Raw genomic sequence first — 21989 nt, 5'->3', positions numbered from 1 at the left:
CTCTATTTGAAAAAATAGCCGGGATGTAGACTGTAAAAGGACAGAGGGTGCGCTATTGGGCCAAAAAAGAGAGGATTACCCCAAGTTTTGAGAGAATAGGAGCAACTGAGTCCGCCTAGAGTAAAAAAGGCAGCGATTTGTGTAAATAAGGTCTTCTGTGTCCGCAGAGGCGAGGCAGGATAGGAAAAAAAACTAAGAGGACTCAGGTTCCTCTATTTGAATAAATAGCCGGGAAGCAGACTGTAAAAGGACAGAGGATGCGCTATTGGACCAAAAAAGAGAGGATTACACCAAGTTTTGAGAGAATAGGAGCAACTGAGTCCGCCTAGAGTAAAAAGGTCTGCGATTTGTGTAAATAAGGTCTTCTGTGTCCGCAGAAGCGAGGCAGGATAGGAAAAAAACACTAAGAGGACTCAGGTTCCTCTATTTGAAAAAATAGCCGGGATGTAGACTGTAAAAGGACAGAGGGTGCGCTATTGGGCCAAAAAAGAGAGGATTACCCCAAGTTTTGAGAGAATAGGAGCAACTGAGTCCGCCTAGAGTAAAAAGGGTAGCGGTTTGTGTAATAGGGTCTTCTGTGTCCGCAGAGGCGAGGCAGGATAGATGGAATGAATAGTTAGTGTTATAACCTAAGTTTATAACTGCGAACACGTTCTTTTCCGCTAGCAATAAGTAGGATTTGTGAATCAACAAGATTATGCAATATGCGTCTTGAGTGGCGAGAGCTGATTCGTAGGTGAGTAGCGACATCGAGCGGGGTAATTGGACGAAGTAAACGACGTGCTAGACGCACTACTTCTGCTTCGAGCCATGGGAGATGAGATGGGGGATGACTAGAAATGAATTTTCCGATAAAAGCTAGAATAAGTTGTTGGCATTGTGTCGGCTCTTCTTTAATAGATAAGTATGCTATTGGTAATATGGTCCACCCATCAAGTGCTAATAGCGAATGCCTCCAGCACAGATCTTTAAACCGTCTTACATCAAGGTCTCTTGCATGCGGGCCATATCCTTGAATTTCAATACAGCCTTTCACTCCGTTAGGTTTGTACGCCAAATCTAGATAACGGTATCGATTGTTGTAATCACGAACCTCCCATTCAGGGTATAAATGATCAAAATTACCGATAGTAGGAAACCAAATTTTGCGCAAAAATTCAATAGTACCATGCCCCAATCCTTTTTCTAAAATTTTACGCCTTCGAGGATTCTTTTCCTCGGCGATATTTGATTGAAGCCATTCTTCTAATTTTTCCTCAAATTGCAACATCTTTCACCTCTAGTCCAATAAAATTTGTACGGAGTGCTTTCTATTTAGCTATTCTATAGCTAGTATAATTTGAAATGATTCAGTGAGCAATAAATAACCAGAGTAATCAAAAAATAATACTAGTGAGCTGAGGTATTTACAAAATAGAAATTTCCTGATATCCTAACATAAACCGAAAGCGCTTTCGGTTATCTGGTTTTTCGTTCCTTGTGATGAGGTGATGTTTTCATATTGTTTAAGAAAAATTCTGCAAAGGTAATGTTGTTTTTATTTTTTAGTTATTCAACCATGACCATATTTGGGACGTTCTTGCCTATCTACTTTCGTGAAAATGGGTTGTCTGGTACGGAAATTGGCTGGTTGTTAGCGATTGGTCCGATAGCCTCCATTATTTCGCAACCTGTTATGGGGTTTTTAAGTGATAAATATAGGTCGACGAAACGAACGATTGTGGCCTGTTTAACAGGAGCCATTGCTATTAGTTTCATCTTGGCTCAAGTTGACTCGTTTATCGGATTTTTTCTCGTTCTTTTCTTCTTTTTCTTTTTTATTTCCTCTGTCAACCCTTTAGGTGATAGTATTGCTAGGCAAACATCAGAGGATGAAAAGGTTTCGTTTGGCTTTATCAGAATGTGGGGTTCTTTAGGGTTTGGAGTGACGGCACTTGTCATAGGATATGTGTTTACTATTATTGGGATTGATAAGATTTTCTTAGCGATTATTATTTGTTTATTTGTTACTCTTGCTATTGCATTTTCCATTACAGAAAGAAGAAAAACGAATAAGCCAGTGACGCTCATTGATGCCGTGAAAATGGGATTAGAACCCAGGTTATTTGTCTTTTTGTTAGTTGTTATGTTTATCTTTATTACTCATCGAACGAATGATAATTATCTAGGGCTATATATAGTAGAACTAGGTGGCAACGAGTCCTATATTGGTTTAGCTACATTCATTGGTGTAGCATCTGAATGTCTCGTATTAGCTACTGGAGCTTTTTGGTTTAAGAAATTTCATGAAACAACATTTATCATGATTGCAGGTTCTTTGTATAGCATTAGGTGGTTTTTCATGACGGTCATCTCTGATCCGCAATTGCTTTTAGTATTGCAATTGCTTCATGGGGTAACATTTGGAATCCTGTTTTTAAGTGCGTTTCAGTATGTCTCAAAGATTTTACCTAAACACTTATTAGCAACTGGGCATGTGTTATTTTTTACGATCCTGTTTGGGGTTACTGCCATGATTGGCTCACTAGGTGGGGGAATGATTATAGAGTTTCTATCGATTAAATTCCTTTATTTTCTGTTGGGGATATCTGCAGCCATAGGTGTACTGTTAACTTTATTGTATCGAACCATGTTTATTTTTAAAGAGAAAGCGACAAGAGCGAAAACAGAGAAAATGGAAATTTGAAATTAAGTATTGCTTTTTAAAAAACATAATTATATAATGATTTCGAAAGCGCTTTATATAAAACGTTTAGAACTTGTAAGCGCATTCTTTGTTTTAACTAACACGATACTAAAAAATGATTAAAGATGGAAATTATTATATTTTTTTATTACTAACGAAAGCGCTTTAGAGTAAATGAAAATAACTATTATTGATCATTCGTATAAATCAACGCACGTAAGGCTAGTTTAAAAGCGAGCATTGTTGCAAGAAGGAAGAATTTGTTTAACAGACTGAAAGGGGTTTTCAACTTGGCAATTATTCAATTTCCGAAAGATATGAAGTGGGGCGTGGCAACTGCATCATATCAAATAGAAGGAGCAGTAAAAGAAGGAGGAAGAGGACCATCCATCTGGGACACGTTTTCTAAAACTCCAGGAAAAGTAGTAAACGGTGACAACGGTGACGTAGCATGTGATAGCTATCATCGTTATGAAGAAGATATTCAAATTATGAAAGAACTAGGCATTGATTATTATCGCTTTTCCGTAGCTTGGCCGAGGATCTTCCCAAATGGAACAGGAGAAGTCAATCAAGAGGGATTAGATTTCTACCATCGTTTTGTTGATACATTGATTGAGAATGGGATTGAACCAATGTGCACACTTTACCATTGGGATTTGCCTCAAGCACTGCAAGATAAAGGTGGCTGGGACAACAGAGAAACGATTGATGCGTTCGTTCAGTACGCTGAAGTAATGTTTAAAGAATTTAATGGGAAAATCAACAAATGGATTACATTTAATGAGCCATGGTGTTCCTCTTATCTTTCTAACTATATTGGTGCTCATGCTCCTGGTTATCAAGATTTGCAATTAGCTATGAATGTGGCTCACCATATCCTAGTGGCACACGGGAAGGCAGTTAGTAAGTTTAGAGAGTTAGGTTATGAAGGTCAGATTGGGTATGCACCAAATGTGGAGTGGAACGAGCCATACAGCAACAAGCAAGAAGATATTGAAGCTTGCAATCGCGCTAGTGCTTGGTTTATCGAGTGGTTCTTTGATCCAGTATTTAAAGGATCATATCCACAATTTATGGTTGATTGGTTCAAAGAAAAAGGGGCCGAACCTAAAATTGAAGAAGGCGATATGGAGATCATAAGCCAGCCGATTGATTTCCTTGGAATCAACTATTATACAGGTAGCGTTGGACGTTATGCAAAAGGCAGTGGACTGTTTGACCATGAACGAGTAGATTCAGGCTACCAAAAAACAGACATCGGTTGGAACATTTATCCTGAAGGCTTTTATAACGTTCTTTGCTATATTACAGAAAAATATGGACAAGTTCCAATTTATATTACGGAAAATGGGTCATGTTACAACGATGAACCAGTAAATGGTGAAGTAAAAGACTCAGGACGTGTGAATTACTTAAAGCAGCACTTAGTTTCGCTTGAAAGAAGCATGCAAGCGGGAGTTAATATTAAAGGCTACTTAACTTGGTCTTTGTTAGATAATTTTGAGTGGGCTGAAGGGTACACGATGCGATTTGGAATTGTTCATGTTAACTACAGAACGTTAGAACGTACGAAAAAGGATAGCTATTATTGGTACAAACAGACAATCGAAAACAATTTCTTTGAAGTTTAAAAATGCATAAGGTTGGTTGCTCTTAATCTCTAGCGCTTTGGAGAGAATGCGAGGCGAATATCTAAAGCGCTTTGGATTAATTAAACTATATAGTTTGTACCATTCTAGGTAATAGGCTCAGTTTTCATACAAAAATTAAGAAAGCGCTTTAACTAATCATTTTCAAAAAAACTACTTAAAATTTGGATAGTTAAGTTGAAGCGTAACAGACTAGAGCATGACGCCAAGACCTATTCCTTTAAAGGAGGTGAGGGAGAACAACGTCTAACCAGCAAGTAGCTATTTATTATTTTTCTTAAATACAGTTTAAATGAAAACAAACATGATAAGGGGGGGAATTTCTCATGAAGAAATTCTTTAAATTAACAACAGCAGCGGCTCTTTCTCTTGGTCTTTTAGCAGCGTGTGGAGGCGGTCAAGATGATGCAGCACCAGCTGAAGGAGATTCAGAGCAAATTGGTAGTGAGGATGCCGAAGTTGAATTAGTATTTTGGGAGTTTGGTAACACAGGATACGATGTATTAATTGAACAATATGTTCAAGACAATCCACATGTATCCATTAATTTACAAAACAGCGACATGAATGATTTGCATGATAACTTGTTCACATCCATTTCAGCTGGTTCAGGTGCTCCAGATATTGCAATGGTTGAAACTGGATCTATTGAGCGTTTTAAAACGGCTACTGATGCTTTTGAAAACCTCTATGATTATGGAGCAGGCGATGTCGAAGGTGACTTCTTAGAGTGGGTATGGAGAGATGCACAAAGTGCAGATGGATCAATCCAATTCGGATTACCAACTGATATTGGTCCTACAGTTATGTTCTACCGTACTGACGTATTTGAAGAAGCTGGATTTGAATCTTCTCCTGAAGCGGTTTCAGAATTAATCCAAACTTGGGATGATTATAGAGAGGTTGCAGAACAAATTCATGAAAATACAGGCGCATTAATGACAGATGCTGCTGAGTTAGTTTTTAACAGCAGACGTGACCAAGCTACACAACAGTATTTTAATGCTGATAATGAGTTAATTGTTGATGAGCATGATCAAATTAAAAATGCTTTTACGTACACGGCAGAATTATTACAAGATGGTCTAGTTGGAGATATTCCTTTATGGACTCCTGAATGGTTCTCGGGTATGGGCGATGCTTCTTATGCAACTATGTTAGCACCAGCTTGGATGCAAGGGGTTATTAAAGATAACGAACCAGAACAAGGTGTTTGGTCTATTACAACAATGCCAGAAGGCGCGGGTAACTGGGGTGGATCTTTCCTAACAGTTCCTTCTGAAACAGAGCATGCTGAAGAAGCTTATAAGTTTATTGAGTGGTTAACTGCTCCAGAACAACAATTAGAAGCATTCTTAGGATATGGATTATTCCCATCTGCACCATCTGTATATGAAAGAACAGATTTCAAAGACTATACAGATGAGTACTTTGGTGGAATTGCTACAGCACAGGTATTCGGTGAAGCTGCTACACAAGTAGAGCCTGTTTACAAAGGTAGAAACTTCTACCCAGTTGATGATGAGTTTAAAGAAGCTCTAGATAATCTTGCTGCAGGTAGTGATGTAGAAACAGAGTGGGAACAAGCTCTTGAGCGTGTCAGCAGAATTTTAGAAAGACAATAAGTTTATAAACAGTTTATAAACAAGAGGGTATGACCTCTTACAGAAGAAGTCATACCCTCTCACTTTGAAAGAATCTTGTTGATCTTCTCTAAAAAAATAGCCATTTTCGAGAATGGCTTATGTCTTGATTTGAGAATGAAATACGATAAGCCATTCTCGAAAATCAACAAGAATATATAGGTATCAATCGCAAAGCATCGACTTGAGCTACTTTATTTGAAGGGGGTTTACACATTGGAGACAGCTAAAAAGCCCAAAATGACAGAAAAAAGGAAAACGGCGTTAGCCGCATTGTTGTTCATTTCTCCATTCTTTATTTTATACGCGATATTTGGGTTATTCCCAATGATCTTTAGTTTTTATTTATCGTTTTTCCGCTGGGATGGCTTATCGCCAATGACTTTTACCGGTTGGAGAAACTTTGAGTTAATCTTTACCGATCCTGTTTTTTATTCAGCTATTAAGAATACGTTTGTAATCGGTATTATGGGAACTCTTCCTCAAATTATTATTGGGATTTTGTTAGCATTTGCATTAAATTCAACACTCATTAAGTTTCGTAACACGTTTAGAACATTTATCTTTTTACCTTATATTACATCGATTGTTGCTGTTGCCATTATCTTCGGTGTTGTTTTTAATAACCAGCCATTTGGTTTTGCCAACTACTTTTTAAGCTTGTTTGACATTGATCCGATTCGTTGGAATCAAGAATATTGGCCGGTGAAAATTGCAATCGCATCAATGGTCTTTTGGAGATGGGTCGGTTACAATACAATCATTTTCTTAGCGGGTATGCAAAGTATCCCTAAGGAGCTTTATGAAGCAGCCAAAATTGACGGAGCTACAGTTAGTCAACAAATTCGTCTGATTACTTTACCGATGTTAAAACCGATTGTAATGTTTGTTGTGTTCACAGCAACGATTGGAAGTTTCCAGTTGTTCACTGAGCCGTTAATTTTCCTAGGTAGAGGATTACGTGAAGAAGGGATTACAGTCGTAGCATACTTATGGAGAGATGCGTTCGTATATAATTCATTCGGAACGGCTTCTGCATCAGCAATTGTCTTGTTTTTAATCATCATTTCTATGACGGCGATCAATTTGTTAATTACAAACCGACTTGGCCGTTCTAAGAAAGTGAGTTAGGAGGAGGTTCATTATGGCAAAGGAAACCAATCAAACAAAAAAACGTTTTCGATTTGATAAATTTTTCGTCTACTTGTTCTTAGGCGGAGGTGCTTTAATCTCGCTTTTTCCTTTTTACTATATGTTCGTTATGGCTACACGGCTAAATAGAGAAATCAACCAAGTTCCCCCACCGTTTACACCAGGTGTGAACTTAGTTGAGAACTTTCAAAAGGTATTAGGAAGTATTGATTTCTTTGGAGCCATGTTAAACTCTTTTATTGTTGCTACATCCGTAACGATCGGAACATTGTTCTTGTGTTCATTAGCAGGTTATGCGTTTGCTAAATTAGACTTTAAAGGGAAAAGCATCTTATTCGGAGCGATCTTAATTACCATGATGGTTCCGCCACAACTTGGATTAATTCCGCAGTACTATATTATTACAACATTAGGATGGCTTAATGACTTTAGAGCGATTATTGTACCAGGGTTAATCAATGCATTTGGTATTTTCTGGATGAGGCAATATATAAAAGAAGGGGTACCTTTTGAAATTATTGAAGCAGCAAGAATTGATGGCTGCTCAAATTTCCGAATTTATTGGAATGTTGTTGTACCAATGATTCTTCCGGCTTTTGCGACATTAGGAATTATCGTGTTCATGCATGTATGGAATGACTTCTTATGGCCACTTATTGTATTGCGTGATCCATCTATGCATACGTTGCAAGTTGCGTTACGTGCATTAAACGATGCTCGTCAAATGGACTATGGAATGATCATGTCTGGTACATTCTGGGCTACCGTTCCACTCATTCTTGTATTCTTAGCGTTTAATAAATTATTTATTGCAAGTTTATCTGAAGGTGCGGTTAAGAGCTAATAAAGTAAATAAAGTCTTGTTATTATACAGATTAGATAGGTAAACTATAACTATCTAATCTGTATATTTATTTATACAATTAACAACTATGTCTTCAGTAGACCAGTCACAGTGAACGAGGTGGTAAGTTTGACTCAAAAAGTGTTTGCAATTGCAGAATTCGTTTATAAATTTATTGCTTTAAATGTACTATGGTTTGTTTTTTGTCTTATCGGTTTAGGGATTTTCGGTTTTATGCCTGCTACTGTTGCTCTTTTCTCAGTAGTTAGACAATGGATTAAAGGAGAAAAGGACATCCCGCTCTTTGCGACGTTTTTCCAAAACTATAAATCAGAATTCATTAGCTCTAATATTCTTGGTGCAATCTTTATTCCTATTCTCTATGTTCTTTATGTAAACTTTGCATTTGTCTCTTACTTTTATCCAGAAGGAATTCAATTATATATCTATCTACTAATTGCAGGGGTAAGTAGTATTGTTGTTATGACATTTGTTAATATTTTTTCAGTTATGGCACATTTTAAATATCCAACACTTAAATATATTAAAGTAGCAGCAGGGCTAGTATTCTTAAATCCGTTACGAGCTATTTTTCAATTAATGTGGGTAGTTGCGTATGTACTAATTGCCATTTTTTATCCGAATGTCTTCCTCGTGATTGGTGTGAGTGTTTTTGCTTATATTTTAATGAGTATTAATTATGCAGTTTTTCAAAAGTATCTATTGGCAAAAGAACTGAAACTGCAATAGAAGTCAATGGAAGCTTCTTGAAGATGGGTGGAACTTCCATAAATTGTCTCATTGACACTTGATAAAGTAATTAAGTAAAATATAGACGAAAGTGCTTTCGGCCAACTAGGAGGAGAAAAATGGCAACTATTTATGATATTGCTAAAAAAACAGGTTTTTCGATCACGACGGTGTCGAAAGTGTTAAATAATTATAGTGATGTGAGTGAAAAGACAAGGAAGCTAATTTTGGCAGCTGTTGAAGAATTAGATTATTATCCAAGTTCAAGTGCTCGAACGTTAACAACGAAAAAATCGTGGACTATTGGTGTTGTCTTTATAGACACACATGGAATGGAGCATCCTTTTTTTAATGCGGTTATTGAAAGTTTCCGTAAAAAAGCCGAAAAAAGCGGATATGATTTACTCTTTGCATCAAATCAGATCGGGAATGATCCGAAAACTTATATTGATCATTTTCAGTACCGTGGTGTGGATGGAGTCGTAATTTTTTGTTCAGTAGATGGGGATCCAGAAATTGAAAAGTTAATTAAGTCCAAAATTCCTACGGTTTTAATAGATTTGGAAAGTAGAGAGTCAAGCGTTGTATACAGCGATAATGAATATGGTAGCCATTTGGCGGTTGAGTATCTTCATTCATTAGGTCACGAGAAGATTGCTCATATATCAGGTCATAAGGATTTATATGTCGCGGTTCAACGATTAAATGGTTTCTTGAATGCGATGAGAAAATATAATTTAGACGTTCCCGATGACTATATAGTCGACGGTGGATTCTTCCACTATGAAGGTGGCCAAAAGGCTATGAGGCAACTGTTGAAATTAAAAGAATTGCCAACGGCTGTGTATGTGGCTGGGGATTTAATGGCGTTAGGAGCGATTTCAGAGATAAAGAAAAATGGGTTAAACGTCCCTGAAGACATTTCTGTAATTGGATTCGATGATATTAAAATGGTTGAATATACAACACCTGCCCTGACAACACTTAGACAAGATACGGCACTTATGGGGAAAACCGCTGCTAATTTACTCATTGACCAAATTAATAACAAGACGAAACAATGTATGTCTGTGAAAATCCCTGTTCATATAATAGAAAGAGAGTCGTGTAGATCAATTAAATAATGGTCTACACGTTTTTTTATGTTTTCTCTTAGTATACGAAACTATCTCCCTGGTCATAATGTTTACTACCAAACAGAGTTTAGTGGAGGTAGGATCATGGGAGATATCATGAAGGTTACTGTCGGAACGATACTTTGTGTATGTTTTATTGTTGGGGTGCTACTGTATAATGTATTGTATTTTTAATTTTATCTATACATGCTGAAGAATGGAATAATCATGTTTCTGTTGAATAAAGCTACTATATCTAAGAGGATAGGAGGGGCATATGGAATTTCGAACGGAGAAAGACACGATTGGAGAGATTGCTGTACCTGCTAGTAAAAAGTGGGGAGCACAAACGCAACGAAGTACGGAAAATTTTAAAATTGGCATAGAGCTTATGCCTTTAGCGATCATTCGTGCGTTTGCAGTCTTGAAAAAGAGCGCAGCAAGGGTAAACTATAAACTTGGTAATCTTAGTAAGGAGAAGGCGGATGTTATAGCAATTGCTGCTGATGAGATTATAGAAGGCAAACATGATGACCATTTTCCTTTGAAGGTATGGCAAACGGGAAGTGGAACGCAATCGAATATGAATGTGAATGAAGTCATTTCATATAAAGCAAATGAATTACTGGAAGAAAAGGGATCAAATGAGCGTGTTCATCCAAATGATGACGTCAATATGTCTCAAAGTTCCAATGATACCTTTCCTACCGCTATGCATATAGCAAGTCTCGTTAAGGTAGAAGATGAGTTGTTGCCTGCTATTGAAAAGTTGAAGGAGACGCTAGATAAAAAATCCGAGCAGTTTTCAGATGTCGTGAAAATAGGGAGAACCCATCTTCAAGATGCGACGCCGGTAACGTTGGGGCAAGAAATAAGTGGATGGCATAGGATGCTTGTGAAAGCTGAGCAAATGATAATAGAAAGCATGGAGAGATTACGTGAATTAGCCATTGGAGGAACGGCTGTAGGGACGGGAATCAATGCGCATTCTGACTTCGGAAAACTAGTTGCAGAGATGATCAGCGAGGCTACTCAAAAACCTTTTGTTACAGCGGAGAATAAATTTCATGCTTTAACAAGTCATGACGAACTTGTTTATGTACACGGAGCGTTAAAGGCATTAGCGGCAGATTTGATGAAAATTGCCAATGACGTCAGGTGGTTAGCGAGTGGACCAAGATCTGGTATAGGTGAAATTACGATTCCTGCGAATGAACCGGGAAGTTCCATTATGCCAGGAAAGGTCAATCCGACTCAGAGTGAAGCCTTAACGATGGTCGTCTGTCAAGTAATGGGCAATGATGCTTCAATTGGTTTTGCGGCTAGTCAGGGAAATTTCGAGTTAAATGTATTTAAGCCAGTCATTATCTATAACTTCTTGCAATCGGTACAACTTCTAACAGATTCTATTGTTTCATTTAATGATAAGTGTGCCGTTGGTTTGGAAGCGAATAAAGACGTTATTCAACAAAAGGTAGAACAATCTCTTATGCTTGTCACAGCATTGAACCCACATATCGGATATGAAAAAGCAGCATCTATCGCCAAGCTAGCTCATAAAGAAGGAATCACATTAAAAGAAGCGGCCATTCAATCAGGTTTCTTAACCGAACAACAATTTGATGAAATCGTACGACCGGAAAAAATGGTATAAAAGAGGGAACTTGGAGAGGGGTCTGACCCTTACCCCCTGGGGGTAAGGGTCAGACCCCTCTTTCATGCTTTAATCTGTGACAGCGCCTTTGGATGCAGAAGATACCAGTCTTGCATATTTATTAAGAACTCCTCTTGAATACCGTAGCGGGGGCTCTTTCCATTCAGCCAGTCGTTTGGTCATTTCTTCTTCTGAGACATCCATAGAGAGTTCTTGTGTCTCACTATCAATTGTGACCATGTCTCCTGTTTTAAGAAGGGCTATAGGACCGCCTACTTGTGCTTCTGGTGAGACGTGGCCGACGACTAAGCCGTGTGTTCCTCCAGAAAAGCGGCCGTCTGTTATTAAGCCAACTTCTTCTCCTAAACCTTTTCCTACGATAATGGCTGTAATTGACAGCATTTCTGACATACCTGGTCCGCCTTTTGGTCCAGAGTAACGGATGACAACAATATCGCCTGCTTTTATTTCATCTTCCAATACGGCTTTTGTTGCTTCAGGCTCTGAATCAAATACTTTAGCAGGTCCTGTAATCTTTTTAATTTTCAAACCTGACATTTTCGCAATCCCGCCGTCGGGAGCTAAGTTTCCTCTTAACACAAAAAGAGGACCAGATTCACGGATTGGGTTATCGAGAGGACGGATAATGACTTGGCCTTCTTTTAACGAATCTTGTTCTGCTAGGTTTTCAGCGATTGTTTTCCCTGTTACGGTTAAACAATCTCCGTGAAGTAACCCTGCTTCTAGAAGTAATTTCATAACAGCAGACACGCCACCGACCGAATGAAGGTCATGCATTACATAACGTCCACTTGGTTTTAGATCAGCTAAATGAGGTACTTTTTTGCGAATGCGCTCAAAATCATCAAGTGATAAATCAACATCGACCGAGTGGGCAATTGCTAAAAGATGAAGAAATGCATTCGTTGATCCTCCTAGTGCCATGACAACTGTAATCGCATTTTCAAACGCTTTTTTTGTCATAATGTCCTTTGGATAAATATCCTTACGTAACAGTTCAACAACAGCTTGACCAGCATCATAGCAATCGGTTAACTTCTCCGATGTTTCAGCTGGATTAGATGCACTGCCTGGCAAACTCATTCCCATTGCTTCAATTGCTGAAGCCATGGTATTGGCAGTATACATTCCACCACAAGAACCGGCACCTGGACAGGCGTGACATTCAATATCTTTTAAATCTTCCTGCTTAATCGTTCCTGCACGATACTGTCCTACCGCTTCAAATACAGAAACAATGTCTATGTCTTTTCCTTCCTTTGATTTACCAGGCGCAATCGTACCTCCATAAACAAAAACAGAAGGAAGATTCATTCGACCAATCGCAATCATACAACCAGGCATATTTTTGTCACAGCCACCTATAGCAACAACCCCGTCAAGCCGTTCAGCACCAACAACTGTTTCAATTGAATCAGCAATAACTTCTCGACTTGGTAATGAGTAGCGCATTCCTTCATGCCCCATCGATATCCCGTCAGAAACGGTGATGGTATTAAAAATCAATGGAGAACCGTCGCCGTCCTTCGCGCCTTCTTTTGCTTTTTTAGCAAGTTGATCGATATGCACGTTACAAGGGGTTACTTCGCTCCACGTACTAGCAATTCCAATCATCGGCTTTTGAAAGTCTTCATCACTAAATCCAACTGCACGTAACATGGCTCTGTTTGGCGAACGGTTTTCTCCCTCGCTAATATCAATGCTACGAATTCGCAAATCTTTGTTTGGTTTATCGGTCATTTACATTTTTCCTTTCTATATATAATTCATCATTACAGTATCAACGTAAGGTGGTTCAAAGTATACATGTCAAACTGGAGTTGCAAAAAGTGATGTTAGATAAAGTCTCAACTATGAAACTATACAACACACAGGGAAGATTCAGATAAATTAGATTTTTTGTTGTGTTTCTCAAAGTAGTTTGTAAGTTAATCTTACATATCGGGGCATTTCACATAAAACAAATGGTTGAAACAACAATTTAAAAATGAAAACGCTTTACCGTTAAAAGTCTAAAAAACTTAGTTAGTCTTTTTGAATAAAAAAGGGGATGTTGTTTGTTCGATATGAACAATGACTTACGAGTGTAATGAATTTATTATGTGAACAAGACAAACGTATGGAGAAGCCTTAAAGGTGATAGATAATCAATGAAATGAAGGGGTGGGAATGGTGAGCTTGAAAATCTCTAATGTTTCCAAAACGTACCGTACAAAGTATGAAGAAAAACAAGTATTACACGGAGTTGATTTTGAAATCAATCCAGAAGAGTTTGTTTGTATCTTGGGACACAGTGGATGTGGAAAATCAACTCTATTAAATATGATTGCTGGATTTATTAAACCGGATGAAGGGGAGATTCTAGTAAACGGGCAATCAGTAAATGGTCCAGCTAAAGAACGGGGTGTAGTCTTTCAAGAGCATGCTTTGTTCCCGTGGCATACCGTTATTGAAAATATTGCTTTTGGCCCTCAGCTACAAGGATTAAGTAAGAAAGAAGCGTTAGCAAAAGCAGATGAATATTTAAAACTGGTAGGTTTATCTGCAGCGAGAGATCAATATCCAAGTCAACTATCGGGTGGAATGCAGCAACGAGTAGGGATTGCACGAGCGTTAGCGAATGAGCCTGAAATTTTATTAATGGATGAACCATTTGGAGCTTTGGATATTTTGACACGTGAGACGATGCGTCGTGAATTACTAACCATCTGGATGGAGCTACGCACAATGGTTTTATTTATTACTCACAGTATTTCTGAAGCAGTTTATTTGGCTGATCGAATCCTTGTAATGAAAGATGGACTAGTCGTTGCAAATGAAGAAGTAAAAATGAAACGTCCACGTGATGTGAAAAATAAAGAATTTGGGGAACTAGTTTCCTATTTAGAGACTGTTTTAATAGAAGAAACGGCTGTTATTGCAAAAGCAGAAGGGATGTGAGATAGATGGCTACAATTGAAAATGCAAAGGCTTCTGTTCGTGTGAAGACGCTCTCTCCACCAAAATCGAAAATACTTTCAATGTGGGATAAAGATAGGATAAGTAGAGCTATTACAGTAATCGTTTTTTTTGCAATGTGGCAAGTAATCGGGATGTTAAATCTAGTAAATGGATGGTTTAACCCAGTCTTTTTGCCAACACCTGTTGCCGTGTTTGAGGCAGCTCTTCATTTACATGGACGAGGTGAATTATTTGGCCACATTTGGTCAAGTGCATGGCGTTTAGGAATAGGGTTTGTTTTAGGGGTGCTGATTGCAGTCATTTTAGCATTTCTGATTGTGAAGTTCAAAGTAGTTCAAAACATCTTAGATCCACTTATTAATATGATAGGACCGATTCCTCCTTTTGCATTACTTCCAATCTTTATAATTTGGATGGGAGTTGGAGAGATGTCAAAATTAACTCTTATTACGTATTCTACCGCTATCCCGATGATTGCCTATACGGTCGATGGAATTCGAAACGTAAATCCATCATTGATTCGTTCCGCCATGGCGTTAGGTGCGAATCAAAGGCAAGTGTTCTCAAAGGTTATTATTCCTTCAGCGTTGCCGCCAATTTTTGTTGGAATGCGTGTAACATTAGCGATTTCTTTCTCGGCAATGGTCGTTGCAGAAATGATTGGATCGTATTCGGGGTTAGGCTATTTAATTATTGATTCAAGGAACTTTTTCCAAATGGCTAATATGTTTTTAGCAGCAGCGTTAATTGGCTTGTTATATTTTATTTTTGCATTTATTTTAAGCTTGGTCGAATCAAGGCTATTTAGATGGAAACAAGGAACACAGATGAATGATGCTGTACAAAAATAGAAAAGTAAAAGGGGAAAATACGATGATAAAATACAAAACAATAAACGCAAAGTGGTTACTGTCCATTCTAGCTATTAGTATAGTCCTGCTGATGGCAGCATGCTCGAATGAAGCAGGAAGTTCGGAAGGGACAGCTGAGGATGACGATATACAAGAAGCGGGTACTGATGATGGTGCATTGGAAGTAACGGATGTAACGATGTACGGAGTTATTGATACTCAAGTATCGGCGCAACAAATCATTGCAGATGAAATGGGCTTCTTTGAAGATGAAGGGTTGAATGTAACAAACCATATTGTTCAATCCGGTCCTGATATTGGTCCGTTAATTGCAAGTGGGGATGCACAACTAAGCTTTGAAACTACGATTACCAATATCTCATTAAGTGCGATTGATGTTCCCAATGTCATTGTTGCACCAATGGCTAATGTTTCGGGAACGCAAGCGGTTATTGCTCATCCAGACTTTGAGATTACGAGTGCAAAGGATATTGAAGGGGCAACCATTGGTATGGTTCAAGGTGCTGGAGTCTCCGTTGCTGTTCAAAATATGGCAGATGAATTAGGGGTAGATTTGGATACCGTAAATTTCATTAATATGTCCCCGACCGACCAAATTGCTGCTTTGGATAATGGAAACATAGATATGATGGCTGCGTGGGAGCCTTGGATTACGATTGGTTTAGATCAAGGAGCAGAGTTTTTATTTAGTGGACGTGTAGCGAACTTGCCGGAAAAAGAAGGCGATGTCGATTGGATGCAATTCTATTCAACATTTCAAGTAACACAGCAGTTTCTAGATGAGAACCCGAACACGGTGAAAGCCGTACTTCGTGCATTATCAAGAGCAACCGACTTTATTAATGACAATCGAGAAGAAGCGATTGATATTCTTGATGAAAAGCTTCAAAACTTAACGAGAGAACAAGTTGCTGAAGTGATGAGCCGAAATATATATTCAATGGAAGTAACGGATGATATGCGTGAAGGATCTGAAGTAATTGCTAATTTTATGATGGAAATGGACAATATTCCTCAAATTCCTGATTTTGAAAGCTATACAAACTTTGAACTTTTACAAGAAGTATTAGCCGAAAAATAAAGAGCAAAAGAGAAGATGGTGCAAAAGAATGTCGCACCATCTTCTTTTTTATTGTCGTTACATTAATATGGGCGTGGACCATACCCAAATCCGCCGTGTCCACCAAATCCGTGGTGGTGACCAAATCCGTGGTGATGGCCAAATCCGTGGTGATGGCCAAATCCATGATGACCGAATCCTGGTCTTGGAGGTCTAGGGTAGCCATATCCGCCAAATCCAGCACCAGGAAAACCAAAGCCTCCAGCTGGGTAACCTGTGCCGAATCCTGGACCTACTAGTTGGCCCCCTAAGAAACCTAAACCAGCACCTAAGATTCCAGCACCTACTGGACCGATTACACCAGGACCAAACCTTGTATCCGTTGGTTGGTAATAATGAGGTGCTTGAATATCGCTTCTATACATAAAACATTCTCCTCTCAAAGTGAAGTGTGTGGAATGATTATTTAATTATCACTTTAGCCTATGGAAAATAGGTAATTATGGAATGGGCAGCTGCCTTATTTTTTCTGATTGATGAAAAAGCCCAAACATAGGGAGGAGAAAGGCCTATTCATTAACGGAGTTATCCACAGGCGGTTGTGGGCAAAGTGGATAACTACGAACAAACATTCGACAAGGTTCTTTGCTGTACAGACAAATTACAACTTCGTTCAACATCTCTTTTTGGTTTATTGTGGAAAGAGCTCATATTTTCTTAATGTTGAACAAACAATGGAAGTAATGATAAATGAAGTGGAGGACATGCAATAATGCAGAGAAGGATGTTTGTAAAATGGATAAGTGTGCTTATAATCGTCACATTCTTTCAAACGAGTGTGGGTTTTGCTGAATATCAAGAAAAAGTAGAGAATGTCATTTTTATGATACCGGACGGATTTTCCACTAGTTATGCGACCAATTATCGTATTTTTAAAGGAGATAACATTTCTTTTGATTCACTGCTTGTTGGGATGATGAAGACGAACTCAGCAAATAGTTGGGTGACAGATTCAGCCGCAGCCGCAACCGCAATGGCAACGGGAGTGAAAACGAATAATAGAATGATAGGTGTCTCACCAAAAGGACAAGAGCTAAAAACGATCCTAGAAGCATCAAAAGAAGCAGGAAAGTCTACGGGATTAGTAACAACGGTCTCCATCACAGATGCAACACCTGCCGCTTTTGGTGCGCATGTTCAATCTAGAAAAAGTGAATATGATATCGCAAAGCAACTTGTAGGCAAAGTAGATGTTCTCTTAGGAGGTGGAAGGAGTCGGTTTACTCCACGATCAACTGAGGACGAGAATGTAATTGAGATAGCGTTGTCTGAAGGCTATCGATACATGGATAACCGAAAAAAATTGCTAAATGACTCGGAAACAGGAACGAGGGTATTAGGTTTGTTTGCAGAGGAAGAATTAACGCCAGTGGTTGATTTGCAAACAGATGACCAACCGAGCTTAGCAGAAATGGCCACAGAGGCGCTCCGTGTGTTAGAAAAGAATGAGGAAGGTTTTTTTCTCATGATAGAAAGTGGGCAGATTGATCGGGCAGGCCATGTTCATGATCCGGTATGGGCTATGAACGAAATCAAGGCTTTTGAAGAAGCGGTTAATAAGGTGCTTGAATTTGCTAGGCAAGATCAAAAGACGTTGGTAGTCATTGCAGGGGATCATGATACGGGCGGGATGTCTGTTGGGGGCTATAATGAATATGTTGCTAACATTGAACTGGTTAAGGAAGCAAAGGCAACAGGTAATAAGATCGCTTCTATGCTAAACAAAAGGCGAAGTAACGCTAAGGAGTTAGTGAAGCAATATTCAGGAATAACCCTTACAAAAAAAGAAGAAAAAGAAATAAAAAAGGCAAAGAAAAAAGAAGTGGCAATAGTGTTGAATGATATTATTAGTAAGCGTGCATATGTAGGGTGGAATACCCATGTGCATTCGGGTGTGGATGTTCCTATTTATGCTTATGGGCCAGCTTCACAAAACTTTAGGGGACATTTAGACAATACGGATTTACCGAAAAAAATAGCGGAAGCGTTAGAAATTACATTTTAAGTGACTGAATTTTTGCTAGTCCCTTGTCATTTCATGTAGTTCCGATAATATATAGTGTAGATGAATTTAGGGATCGGGGGACGGACATCATGTATGAATCAGATGACAAAGCAAAAGAACAGATTGACCAGGCCAAGATGATGGTTGTTGATGCAATTGCCGATACAATGGATTTGTATGGAGTAACGAGAAGTGTTGGAGTACTGTATGGAACGATGTATTTTGAAGATGAAATGACATTAGATGAAATGTTGGAAGAACTAGGTATGAGCAAACCGAGCATGAGTACAGGTGTGAAAAAACTTCAAGAATATAATATTGTCAAAAAAACATTTCAAAGAGGAAGTAGAAAACATTCATTTGTAGCGGAGAAAGACTTCTTCCGTTTCTTTAACAATTTCTTCACACGAAAATGGGAAAGAGAAGTCTCGCTCAACTTAGACGCGATTGAACGTGCGCAGAAAGACTTACAAGGAGTTCTTGACGATGCGGATGTGGCAGAGGAAATGAAGGATGAGGCGCGTGGAGTGTATGATCAATTAGAATCGTCAAAACCTTATTACTATTGGTTGAAACAATTAGTAGATGCTATGAATAGTGGAAAGCTCTTTGAAATGTTTCCGCAAGATCAGAAAAATTAATTAACAAGATGAGTGTATATACTAAGCCGGACTTTTTATAAGAGTCCGGCTGTTTTTCATCTCAACCACACTTAAAATAACGAATGTTTTTAGGTTTATATAAAATAACGTTCGTGAAAATGTTGTTTTAGATTAGAAAAGTAAGTATAATAACGTTATTGTTTAATAGAAAATTATTTTTTGTTGGGGGAGCCGATTTTTATGTATGGAGTACCTAAGTCAAAACTAGCGAAAAAAATGATGTTACTTGGATCTGGAGAATTAGGAAAAGAAGTAATTATTGAAGCGCAACGATTAGGGATTGAAACGATTGCTGTCGACCGTTATGAAGGGGCTCCGGCGATGCAAGTAGCCCATCGTTTTCATGTCGTTAATATGCTAGATGCGGAGCAATTACGATCTGTGATTAAAGAAGAAAAACCTGACTTTATTGTTCCAGAAGTTGAAGCTATTCAAACCGATGTGCTTGTAGAATTAGAGAAGGAAGGGTTCAATGTTGTACCTACTGCTCGAGCGACAAAATTAACAATGGACCGTGAAGGAATTAGAAGGTTAGCTAGTGAGGAACTTGGTTTACCAACTGCTGGTTATGAATTTGCTGACTCTTTAGAAGAGTTAAAGGTAGCCGTTAGTAAGATAGGGACGCCTTGTGTGATCAAACCACTTATGAGTTCATCGGGAAAAGGGCAAAGTGTTTGCCGTAGTGAAGAAGAGGTTGAAACATCATGGAATTTGGCAATAGAAGGCGCTAGAGGGAAAAGTACAAGAGTAATAGTAGAAGAATTTATTAAATTTGATTCAGAGATTACGTTATTAACGGTACGTTCTGTTTCTGGTACATCCTACTGTCCTCCAATTGGACATGTACAAAAAGATGGAGACTATATACAGTCTTGGCAACCTCATCAAATGACAGAAGAGCAGGTAATGGAGTCGCAGGAAATTGCAAAGAAAATTACAGATGAACTTGGTGGATATGGCCTTTTTGGAGTGGAATTGTTTTTAACTAAAGACAAAGTCTATTTTAGCGAAGTATCACCAAGACCTCATGATACAGGCTTAGTAACATTAGCGACGCAAAATTTATCTGAATTTGCATTGCATGTTCGAGCTATCCTTGGTTTGCCGGTTACAGACATTCACCTTCTTTCACCAGGAGCTAGCCATGCTGTGAAAGCATGGGAAGAAAGTGACCAATATCAAATTGCTGGACTAGAAGAGGCTTTAGCTGTTCCGCAAACGCAAGCTCGGGTGTTTGGAAAGCCTGAAACAAAAGTTGGAAGAAGAATGGCCGTTGCATTAAGTACAGCTGAGACAGTAGAGGCTGCGTTAGATCGTGCTGGTGAAGCTGCTTCGAAAATTAAGATCGTCTACCATAATAAATAATTCATAGTTGGAACATGAGATGATGCAAGAAAGGTTTTAGACCTTTTTTGTATCATCTTTTTTATTTGCTTCAATATTAAATGATAAACAGGATAGGATAATGATATAAAGGAGCGAGGTGAGTGAGTTGAATAGAGTCATAATGATTTTTTTTGTTGTTGCTATCATTTTTGCTAAAGGAGAAATCAGCTTTGCTGAACAATTTGAATATCCGAATGATCATTTGTTAGTCAGTACGGATTGGGTTGAGGAACAGATGAAGACAGGAGATCTTTTTATTATTGATGTAAGAGCAGAAGGATTTGAAGATGGACATATTCCAACAGCGGCCCATTTACATATGGGAGAACTTGAAGATAAAACCCATCCCATTCAGGGCTTCTTAGTTTCAGAGCGAACGTTTGAAGAAGTGATGAATCGGCTAGGAGTACGGAATGAGCATACAATTGTAGTTTATGACGATGGAAAAGAAACATCAGCTGCGAGATTATTTTATGCATTAGAGTACTACGGTCATAAAGATGTACGCTTGCTTAATGGAGGATACAGAGCTTGGAGAGCTGACCAAAAAGACATCACGAAACTGAAAGTAGCTAAACCAAGAGGGCAATTCGATTCGACGGTGCAAGAAGAACTTATGGTTCATAAAGACCAGGTTAAACTTATGATAGGGAAAGATGGAGTAATTCTATTAGATGTACGTTCGCCAGAAGAGTATAACGGAACGAAGGTGTTAGCTAAACGGGGAGGGCATATTCCGACAGCAGTTAATGTAGAATGGAATCAGGTTTTAAATGAGACAAATGTTCCTTTATTTAAGTCATATCGCGATATTTCTTCTATTCTACAAGAGGCTGGGGTTACAAAAGAGAAAAAAATTATTGTTTATTGTCAAAAGGCAAACCGCGCTTCACATATGTATTTCACTTTGCGATTAATGGGCTATCCTAATATTTCAGTTTATGAAGGTTCGTGGGAAGAGTGGGGGAACGACCCTAACACACCTATATCCAATCCGACGGTTAAGTGAGTCGAATGTGGATGTAATGAAACTCTGAGTAAAAGAAAATAGGTTTAATATAGAGGTGAAGTGGTATACTTTCAATAGATAGGTTATTTTGTTGATTTATTTATTAAAAACTCTTGCTTTGTTTTTTTGATCGTGATATATTACTATTTGTCGCCACAAAAGCTCACTTTTTTACAAAAACAAACATAATTTTTGTTTAAGAAGTTGTTGCATTGATTTTTGTTTTGTGGTAAATTATTAAAAGTCGCGTTGAGTGACTAACGAGTTCTTTGAAAACTGAACAAAAGCCAAGCGAAAAGAGATACATGATATCTCGTTAATTTTTTCTCGTCATTTTATTAAAAATGATGAAGTATCGTTAGCGATACATTTTGAGCTAATCAGCTTACCATTTTTATGGAGAGTTTGATCCTGGCTCAGGACGAACGCTGGCGGCGTGCCTAATACATGCAAGTCG

18 protein-coding genes and 1 rRNA gene are annotated in these 21989 nt (G+C 38.4%); 16 read left to right on the top strand and 3 right to left on the bottom strand.

Annotation, left to right across the window (positions count from 1 at the left end; genetic code table 11):
- Nucleotides 1–622 precede the first annotated feature (622 nt).
- The gene (locus tag N0O92_RS22500) at nucleotides 623–1270 is read right to left on the bottom strand and encodes a transcriptional regulator (RefSeq protein ID WP_315617188.1); all 648 of its coding nucleotides are present in this window, start codon (nucleotides 1268–1270) and stop codon (nucleotides 623–625) included.
- 231 nt (nucleotides 1271–1501) lie between these two features.
- Between N0O92_RS22500 and N0O92_RS22495 the strand changes: the two genes are divergently transcribed.
- The 8 genes from N0O92_RS22495 to fumC all read left to right on the top strand — a co-directional run bounded on the left by N0O92_RS22495 (nucleotide 1502) and on the right by fumC (nucleotide 11496).
- Nucleotides 1502–2686, top strand: a complete 1185-nt coding sequence (locus N0O92_RS22495) for an MFS transporter (RefSeq protein ID WP_315617186.1) — start codon at nucleotides 1502–1504, stop codon at nucleotides 2684–2686.
- 290 nt (nucleotides 2687–2976) lie between these two features.
- Entirely contained in the window at nucleotides 2977–4320 is a 1344-nt protein-coding gene (locus N0O92_RS22490) for a GH1 family beta-glucosidase (protein ID WP_315617184.1), read from the top strand.
- Nucleotides 4321–4664: 344 nt separating this feature from the next.
- On the top strand, nucleotides 4665–5963 hold the full coding sequence (locus N0O92_RS22485; RefSeq protein WP_315617182.1) for an ABC transporter substrate-binding protein: 1299 nt from the start codon (nucleotides 4665–4667) through the stop codon (nucleotides 5961–5963).
- Between the two features lie 258 nt (nucleotides 5964–6221).
- Complete coding sequence (locus N0O92_RS22480; RefSeq protein WP_396334569.1) at nucleotides 6222–7112, top strand: carbohydrate ABC transporter permease; 891 nt, start codon at nucleotides 6222–6224, stop codon at nucleotides 7110–7112.
- A gap of 13 nt (nucleotides 7113–7125) precedes the next feature.
- Complete coding sequence (locus N0O92_RS22475) at nucleotides 7126–7977, top strand: carbohydrate ABC transporter permease (protein WP_315617178.1); 852 nt, start codon at nucleotides 7126–7128, stop codon at nucleotides 7975–7977.
- A 129-nt stretch (nucleotides 7978–8106) separates the two neighbouring features.
- On the top strand, nucleotides 8107–8727 hold the full coding sequence (locus N0O92_RS22470) for a YesL family protein (RefSeq protein ID WP_315617176.1): 621 nt from the start codon (nucleotides 8107–8109) through the stop codon (nucleotides 8725–8727).
- A gap of 119 nt (nucleotides 8728–8846) precedes the next feature.
- On the top strand, nucleotides 8847–9851 hold the full coding sequence (locus tag N0O92_RS22465) for a LacI family DNA-binding transcriptional regulator (protein ID WP_315617174.1): 1005 nt from the start codon (nucleotides 8847–8849) through the stop codon (nucleotides 9849–9851).
- A gap of 268 nt (nucleotides 9852–10119) precedes the next feature.
- Nucleotides 10120–11496, top strand: coding sequence for a class II fumarate hydratase (gene fumC, locus N0O92_RS22460; RefSeq protein WP_315617172.1), 1377 nt, complete (start codon nucleotides 10120–10122; stop codon nucleotides 11494–11496).
- A gap of 69 nt (nucleotides 11497–11565) precedes the next feature.
- Here the strand turns inward: fumC and ilvD are convergent, their stop codons facing one another.
- The gene (gene ilvD, locus N0O92_RS22455) at nucleotides 11566–13257 is read right to left on the bottom strand and encodes a dihydroxy-acid dehydratase (protein WP_315617170.1); all 1692 of its coding nucleotides are present in this window, start codon (nucleotides 13255–13257) and stop codon (nucleotides 11566–11568) included.
- Between the two features lie 432 nt (nucleotides 13258–13689).
- Here ilvD and N0O92_RS22450 point away from each other — a divergent pair, with 432 nt between their 5' ends.
- Genes N0O92_RS22450 through N0O92_RS22440 form a run of 3 tightly spaced genes read left to right on the top strand, consistent with a single transcriptional unit; the run spans nucleotide 13690 to nucleotide 16431 of the window.
- Nucleotides 13690–14457 (top strand): ABC transporter ATP-binding protein, encoded by a 768-nt coding sequence (locus N0O92_RS22450; protein WP_315617168.1) that lies wholly within the window; start codon nucleotides 13690–13692, stop codon nucleotides 14455–14457.
- Nucleotides 14458–14462: 5 nt separating this feature from the next.
- A complete protein-coding gene (locus tag N0O92_RS22445) occupies nucleotides 14463–15329 on the top strand; it encodes an ABC transporter permease (protein WP_315617166.1) in 867 nt (288 codons plus the stop codon).
- A gap of 22 nt (nucleotides 15330–15351) precedes the next feature.
- Nucleotides 15352–16431: an ABC transporter substrate-binding protein gene (locus tag N0O92_RS22440; RefSeq protein ID WP_315617164.1), complete on the top strand. Its 1080-nt coding sequence runs from the start codon at nucleotides 15352–15354 to the stop codon at nucleotides 16429–16431.
- Nucleotides 16432–16493: 62 nt separating this feature from the next.
- Here the strand turns inward: N0O92_RS22440 and N0O92_RS22435 are convergent, their stop codons facing one another.
- On the bottom strand, nucleotides 16494–16835 hold the full coding sequence (locus N0O92_RS22435; RefSeq protein ID WP_315617162.1) for a hypothetical protein: 342 nt from the start codon (nucleotides 16833–16835) through the stop codon (nucleotides 16494–16496).
- Between the two features lie 347 nt (nucleotides 16836–17182).
- On the opposite strand from N0O92_RS22435, the gene N0O92_RS22430 reads away from it, so the two are divergent.
- The 5 genes from N0O92_RS22430 to N0O92_RS22410 form a co-directional block, all read left to right on the top strand.
- Nucleotides 17183–18475, top strand: a complete 1293-nt coding sequence (locus N0O92_RS22430; protein WP_315617160.1) for an alkaline phosphatase — start codon at nucleotides 17183–17185, stop codon at nucleotides 18473–18475.
- A gap of 89 nt (nucleotides 18476–18564) precedes the next feature.
- Nucleotides 18565–19116 (top strand): choline uptake/conversion transcriptional regulator CudC, encoded by a 552-nt coding sequence (cudC, locus tag N0O92_RS22425; RefSeq protein ID WP_315617159.1) that lies wholly within the window; start codon nucleotides 18565–18567, stop codon nucleotides 19114–19116.
- A gap of 201 nt (nucleotides 19117–19317) precedes the next feature.
- Nucleotides 19318–20502 (top strand): formate-dependent phosphoribosylglycinamide formyltransferase, encoded by a 1185-nt coding sequence (purT, locus tag N0O92_RS22420; protein ID WP_315617158.1) that lies wholly within the window; start codon nucleotides 19318–19320, stop codon nucleotides 20500–20502.
- Nucleotides 20503–20629: 127 nt separating this feature from the next.
- Nucleotides 20630–21532: a sulfurtransferase gene (locus tag N0O92_RS22415; protein WP_315617157.1), complete on the top strand. Its 903-nt coding sequence runs from the start codon at nucleotides 20630–20632 to the stop codon at nucleotides 21530–21532.
- 393 nt (nucleotides 21533–21925) lie between these two features.
- Nucleotides 21926–21989 (top strand): 16S ribosomal RNA (locus N0O92_RS22410); the annotation flags it as partial.

Source organism: Alkalihalobacillus sp. MEB130, from assembly GCF_032335535.1.
GTDB lineage: Bacteria > Bacillota > Bacilli > Bacillales > Bacillaceae_D > Halalkalibacter.
The sequence above is the reverse complement of the archived record's forward strand: the minus strand, read 5'-3'. Positions and strand labels throughout refer to the sequence as shown.

What these genes read in the sequence shown, in the direction of transcription:
- N0O92_RS22465 (WP_315617174.1), top strand. Translation starts at nt 8,847, where the DNA reads ATGGCAACTATTTATGATATTGCTAAAAAAACAGGTTTTTCGATCACG.
- N0O92_RS22430 (WP_315617160.1), top strand. Translation starts at nt 17,183, where the DNA reads ATGCAGAGAAGGATGTTTGTAAAATGGATAAGTGTGCTTATAATCGTC.
- N0O92_RS22485 (WP_315617182.1), top strand. Translation starts at nt 4,665, where the DNA reads ATGAAGAAATTCTTTAAATTAACAACAGCAGCGGCTCTTTCTCTTGGT.
- N0O92_RS22500 (WP_315617188.1), bottom strand. Translation starts at nt 1,270, where the DNA reads ATGTTGCAATTTGAGGAAAAATTAGAAGAATGGCTTCAATCAAATATC.
- N0O92_RS22435 (WP_315617162.1), bottom strand. Translation starts at nt 16,835, where the DNA reads ATGTATAGAAGCGATATTCAAGCACCTCATTATTACCAACCAACGGAT.
- N0O92_RS22445 (WP_315617166.1), top strand. Translation starts at nt 14,463, where the DNA reads ATGGCTACAATTGAAAATGCAAAGGCTTCTGTTCGTGTGAAGACGCTC.
- fumC (WP_315617172.1), top strand. Translation starts at nt 10,120, where the DNA reads ATGGAATTTCGAACGGAGAAAGACACGATTGGAGAGATTGCTGTACCT.
- purT (WP_315617158.1), top strand. Translation starts at nt 19,318, where the DNA reads ATGTATGGAGTACCTAAGTCAAAACTAGCGAAAAAAATGATGTTACTT.
- N0O92_RS22475 (WP_315617178.1), top strand. Translation starts at nt 7,126, where the DNA reads ATGGCAAAGGAAACCAATCAAACAAAAAAACGTTTTCGATTTGATAAA.
- N0O92_RS22440 (WP_315617164.1), top strand. Translation starts at nt 15,352, where the DNA reads ATGATAAAATACAAAACAATAAACGCAAAGTGGTTACTGTCCATTCTA.
- cudC (WP_315617159.1), top strand. Translation starts at nt 18,565, where the DNA reads ATGTATGAATCAGATGACAAAGCAAAAGAACAGATTGACCAGGCCAAG.
- ilvD (WP_315617170.1), bottom strand. Translation starts at nt 13,257, where the DNA reads ATGACCGATAAACCAAACAAAGATTTGCGAATTCGTAGCATTGATATT.
- N0O92_RS22480 (WP_396334569.1), top strand. Translation starts at nt 6,222, where the DNA reads ATGACAGAAAAAAGGAAAACGGCGTTAGCCGCATTGTTGTTCATTTCT.